The organism is Streptomyces bambusae (assembly GCF_019400985.1).
Lineage (GTDB): Bacteria > Actinomycetota > Actinomycetes > Streptomycetales > Streptomycetaceae > Streptomyces > Streptomyces bambusae_A.
Window position 1 is genome coordinate 1 of sequence record NZ_WTFF01000453.1, and the last position, 4,615, is coordinate 4,615.

Sequence of the window (4,615 nt, forward strand, 5' to 3'; positions counted from 1 at the left end):
GCCGGGGGCTGGCCGCCCTGGGCACCGACTCCGGCACCGGCTCCGGCTCCGGCACCGCCTCCAGGACCTCCGACGGCTCCCGCGCCGCCCGCACCGCCCGCGCCGCTCGTACGCTGGCCCGCCCGGCGCGTCTCGATCATCGCGACGGCCCGTGCGGGCAGCCATGCCGACGCCGTGCCGCTGTCGTCGCCGGCAGCGAACAGGTGCGGGGCGAGCTGCGCCTGGAGGTCCGCCGGGGTCGGCCGGCCCGTGGCCTCCATCTGCATGCAGGAGTCGATCAGCGGCCGCAGCTCGTCCGGCAGGCCCTCCAGGTTCGGGCCCTCGCGCAGCAGCATGAACACCGTCTCCACCGGGTTCGCGCCGTGGTACGGCGGGTGCCCGGTGGCGGCGAAGACCAGGGTGGAGCCGAGCGAGAAGACGTCACTGGCGCCCTTGACGCTGCGCGAGTCCTTGGCCTGCTCGGGCGACATGTAGGCGGGCGTGCCGACGGCGACGTTCGTCATGGTCAGCCGGGTGTTCGAGACACCGCTGGCGATACCGAAGTCGATCACCCGGGGGCCGTCCTCGACGACCAGGACGTTCGAGGGCTTCAGGTCGCGGTGGACCAGCCCCGCCTGGTGGATCGACTGGAGCGCCTCGGCGATGCCGGCGGCCAGCCAGCGCACGGCCTGCGCGGGCATCGGCCCGCACTCGTTGACGATCTCCTCCAGCGAGGGCGCGGGCACGTACGCGGTCGCCAGCCACGGCACGGCCGCGCGGGGGTCGGCGTCCACGACCGCGGCGGTGTAGAAGCCGGAGACGGCGCGGGCGGCCTCCACCTCGCGCGTGAAGCGCACCCGGAACAGCTGGTCCTCGGCGAGCTCGGTCCGTACCGTCTTGATCGCGACCCGTCGGCCGGACGCCGACCGTGCGAGATAGACCAGCCCCATGCCGCCGGCGCCGAGCCGGCCCAGCACCTCGAAGGGGCCGATCCGTCTCGGGTCGTGCTGCGTCAGCTGCTCCACCACTCGCCTCACACCTCCCCGTACGGACCCCATGCCGGGCCCGCCACAACCAGCCCGTGCAGCGTCTCACTCCCGAGCGCCGCCCGGGGTCGCGCAACCCCGATTCTGTCAGGCCTTCTCGTCCTCGGGCTCCGAGAGCAGGGCGAAGGCCGCCCCCTGATTGTCGGTGACGACCGCGATCCGCCCGTACGGCGTGTCGAACGGGTCCGCCGTGACCCGTCCGCCCAGGCGCCTGACGTCCGCGGCGGCCGCGTCGCAGTCGGGCACCGCGAAGTACACCAGGAAGTGCGCGGGCATGGCCTCGGGGAACGCGTCCGTGATCAGGCTACGGCCCAGCACGGCCGTCGACGGGCCGGGCGCGCTGCCGGGCGGGGACCAGGTGCGGTAGTCGGTGCCGGCGTCGTCCTGGTCCTGCGGGACGTAGCCGAAGACGGTGGCGTAGAAGACGTCGACCGCGTCCCGGGCCCGGGTGTAGAGCTCGGCCCAGCAGTACGTGTACGGCTCCATGCTGGCCTCGAAGCCGTGGTGGGTGCCGGGCTGCCACAGCCCGAACACGGCGCCGCCGGGGTCGGCCGCCATCGCCGCGGTGCCGTACGGGCCGACCGGCATCGGGTCCATGACCATCTGGCCGCCGGCGGCCCGGATCCGGGCGGCCGCCGCGTAGGCGTCGGAGGTGTACAGGTAGACGCCCCAGACGGTGGGCATCCGGCCGTCGGGCTTGGGGGCGAGGGCGGCGACGTTGCGGCCGCCGCGATAGGCCTGGGTGTAGCCGCCGTACTCGGCGCCGGCGCTCGGGCCGAACGTCCAGCCGAAGAGCTCACCGTAGAACCGCTTGCCCGCCTCGACGTCCGGAAGCGAGGCGTCGACCCAGCAGGGCGTGCCTTCTGTGAATGCGGCCATGGGCCCGGTTCCTTCCGTTCTGCGCGGTCTACGGCGGTGCGCGGGGGTGTGGCGTGGTGTGCCATGGTGTGGAGCGGCGGTGCGGTGCGGGGGTGTGGAGCGGCTGTGCGGCGGCGTACGGGTGCGTGCACGCCCCTGGCCCATGATCCGCCCCCGCGTTGTCCACAGCCTGTTGACAAGCCTGTTCGGGGGACGGGGCACATGTCACGCACAGCCCGCGCGCACGGGGTGTGCACGGCTGCGCACACCCCGTGGAAGCCCGGTGGAAAGCCCGGTGGAAAGCCCGGTGGAAAGCCCGGTGACAACCCGTGCACGCCTCGTGGACAGCCTGTGCACACCCCCGTAACCCCATTTGCAGGCGGCCGAATCGCGCGCAGATCACCCCTCGGTAAGCTGACGGCATGACAGGACAAGTACGCACCGTCGACGGCCGCGTCGCCGGCCGGCGCGGTCAGGCGACGCGGCAGAAGCTGCTCGACTGCCTCAGCGAGATGCTCAGCTCCTCGCCGTACCGCGACGTCAAGGTGATCGACGTCGCCCGGAAGGCCGGAACCTCCCCCGCGACCTTCTACCAGTACTTCCCGGACGTCGAGGGCGCCGTCCTCGAGATCGCCGAGCAGATGGCCACCGAGGGCGCGCAGTTGACCGCGCTGGTCGAGGGCCGCTCCTGGGCGGGCAAGTCGGGCTGGCAGGCGGCCGAAGAACTCGTCGAGGGATTCCTGGACTTCTGGCGGCGCAACGACGCGATCCTGCGGGTCGTCGACCTCGGCGCGGCCGAGGGCGACAAGCGCTTCTACAAGATCCGCATGAAGATCCTGAACTCCGTCACCAACTCCCTCTCGGACTCGATGAAGGAGCTCCAGGGCAAGGGCAGGCTCGACAAGGAGATCAGCCCCGCCGCCGTGGCCGGCTCGCTCGTCGCGATGCTCGCGGCCGTGGCCTCGCACCAGAAGGGGTTCCAGACCTGGGGCGTGAAGCAGGCCGAGCTCAAGCCGAACCTGGCCCTGCTCGTCCACCTGGGCATCACGGGCAAGAAGCCCACCAAGTAGCGGCGGCCCCCGGTACGGGGTCCGCCGCAGGCCGGCGCGGCATCAGCCGGCCGCAGGCCGGTGCGGCTCCGGCCGACCTCAGGGTCAGCGCAGCTCCGGCACGACCTCAGGGTCAGGGCAGCTCCAGCCCGCCCTCAAGGTCAGCGCGGCTCCAGCCGGAACAGCCTGATCTCGCGCTCGACGCGCGCCTGGTACGTCGCGTACGGCGGCCAGAACCTCAGCACGGCCTGCCACGCCGCCGCCCGCTCCTCGCCCTGGAGCAGCCGGGCCCGTACGGCGATGTCCCGCCCCTTCCAGCTCACCTCGGCGTCCGGGTGCTTGAGCAGGTTCGCCGTCCATGCCGGGTGCCCGGGCCGGCCGAAGTTGGACCCGATCAGGATCCAGCTCGCCCCGCCCTCCTCCGGCATGCAGGCGAGCGGCGTGGTGCGCGGCTCGCCCGTCTTCGCACCCTTGGCGGTGAGGATCACCCCGGGCAGCATCCGGGCGCTGAGCATGACCTTGCCCCGGGTCAGCCGGTGCACCGCCTTGTCCATCGCGGGGATGAAGTGCGGCGCGATGCGGGCGAACAGCGGGGTCGAGGAGATCCTCTGCATCAGCTTGACGCCGGGAGCCATCAGACGGCCGCCTTCTCGTGTCGGGTGTCGGGCGGGGTGCTGGAGCGGGTGTCGTGCGGGGTGCCCGGGCGGGTGTCGGGCGCGGTGGGGGGCGCGGCGGCGGCGGTGGGCCGGTCGTGGAACAGTCCCGCGCGGTGGGCGGCGTGCGCGCGCAGCGCGTGGACCGGCCCGAACAGCAACTCGTCGGCGGCCGCCCGCTTGAAGTACAGGTGCGCGTCGTGCTCCCAGGTGAAGCCGATCCCGCCGTGCAGTTGTACCGCCTCCCCGGCGGTCAGGCGCAGGGCCTCCAGCGCCTGGGCGAGGGCGAGCGGACCCTGCTCGGGGTCCCAGGCCGCGTAGTACGCCGCCGAACGCGCGGCCTGCACCTGGACGTAGAGGTCGGCCAGCCGGTGCTTGACCGCCTGGAACGAGCCGATCGCCCGGCCGAACTGCTCGCGCCGGCCCACGTACTCCACCGTGCGCGCCAGCGCCCGGTCCGCAGCCCCGACGGCCTCGGCGGCCAGCACGGCCGCAGCACTCCGGCCGACGGCGGCCAGGGCACGGAGCACGGCCGGACCGGCGTCGGGGCGGCGGTCGACGGCGCTGCCGTGGGCCGTGCCGTCGGCGACCGTGCTGCCGGCGGCGGTGCTGCCGACGATGCCGCTGTCGCTCTCGCCACCCTGGAGGTCGCCCCCCTTGAGGTCGCCCCCCTCACTCCCCAACAACTCCGCTTCGACATCGCGGAGTTGGATACGGGCCTGCGGCCGGGTCTCGTCCAGGACCTGCTGGCGGGTGCGCACCAGCCCGGGCGCGTTCCCGCCGACGAGGAACAGCAGTGTGCGGCTGCGCGCGAACCCGCCGGTGTGCGCGGCGACCAGCAGCAGGCCGGCGCTGTGTCCGTCGAGGACCTGGGCGGCCTCCCCGTACAGCCGCCAGCCACCCCCCTCCCGGCGGGCCTGCACCCCCCCGGCCCGGCCGCCTCCCGCCCAGTCGCCGGCCGCGTTCTCGCCGGTCAGGGCGAGGGCGGTGGCCAGGGCGGCGCCCGGATCGCCGGCCGGGTCACCGTCGG

At 73.7% G+C, this 4,615-nt stretch carries 5 protein-coding genes; 1 reads left to right on the forward strand and 4 read right to left on the reverse strand.

Annotation, left to right across the window (positions count from 1 at the left end):
• A partial coding sequence (locus GPJ59_RS33765) for a serine/threonine-protein kinase (protein ID WP_308120632.1) occupies positions 1-1,007 on the reverse strand: 1,007 nt, incomplete at its 3' end.
• A 105-nt stretch (positions 1,008-1,112) separates the two neighbouring features.
• Entirely contained in the window at positions 1,113-1,904 is a 792-nt protein-coding gene (locus GPJ59_RS33770) for a VOC family protein (RefSeq protein ID WP_219671759.1), read from the reverse strand.
• 401 nt (positions 1,905-2,305) lie between these two features.
• Here GPJ59_RS33770 and GPJ59_RS33775 point away from each other — a divergent pair, with 401 nt between their 5' ends.
• Complete coding sequence (locus tag GPJ59_RS33775; protein WP_219671760.1) at positions 2,306-2,953, forward strand: TetR family transcriptional regulator; 648 nt, start codon at positions 2,306-2,308, stop codon at positions 2,951-2,953.
• Between the two features lie 140 nt (positions 2,954-3,093).
• Here the strand turns inward: GPJ59_RS33775 and GPJ59_RS33780 are convergent, their stop codons facing one another.
• Both GPJ59_RS33780 and GPJ59_RS33785 read right to left on the reverse strand, forming a co-directional pair.
• Positions 3,094-3,567, reverse strand: coding sequence for a nitroreductase family deazaflavin-dependent oxidoreductase (locus GPJ59_RS33780; RefSeq protein ID WP_219671761.1), 474 nt, complete (start codon positions 3,565-3,567; stop codon positions 3,094-3,096).
• Positions 3,567-4,615, reverse strand: a 1,049-nt coding sequence (locus tag GPJ59_RS33785; RefSeq protein ID WP_219671763.1) for an acyl-CoA dehydrogenase family protein, incomplete at its 5' end; no start/stop codon positions are given. The genes GPJ59_RS33780 and GPJ59_RS33785, both read right to left, overlap by 1 nt.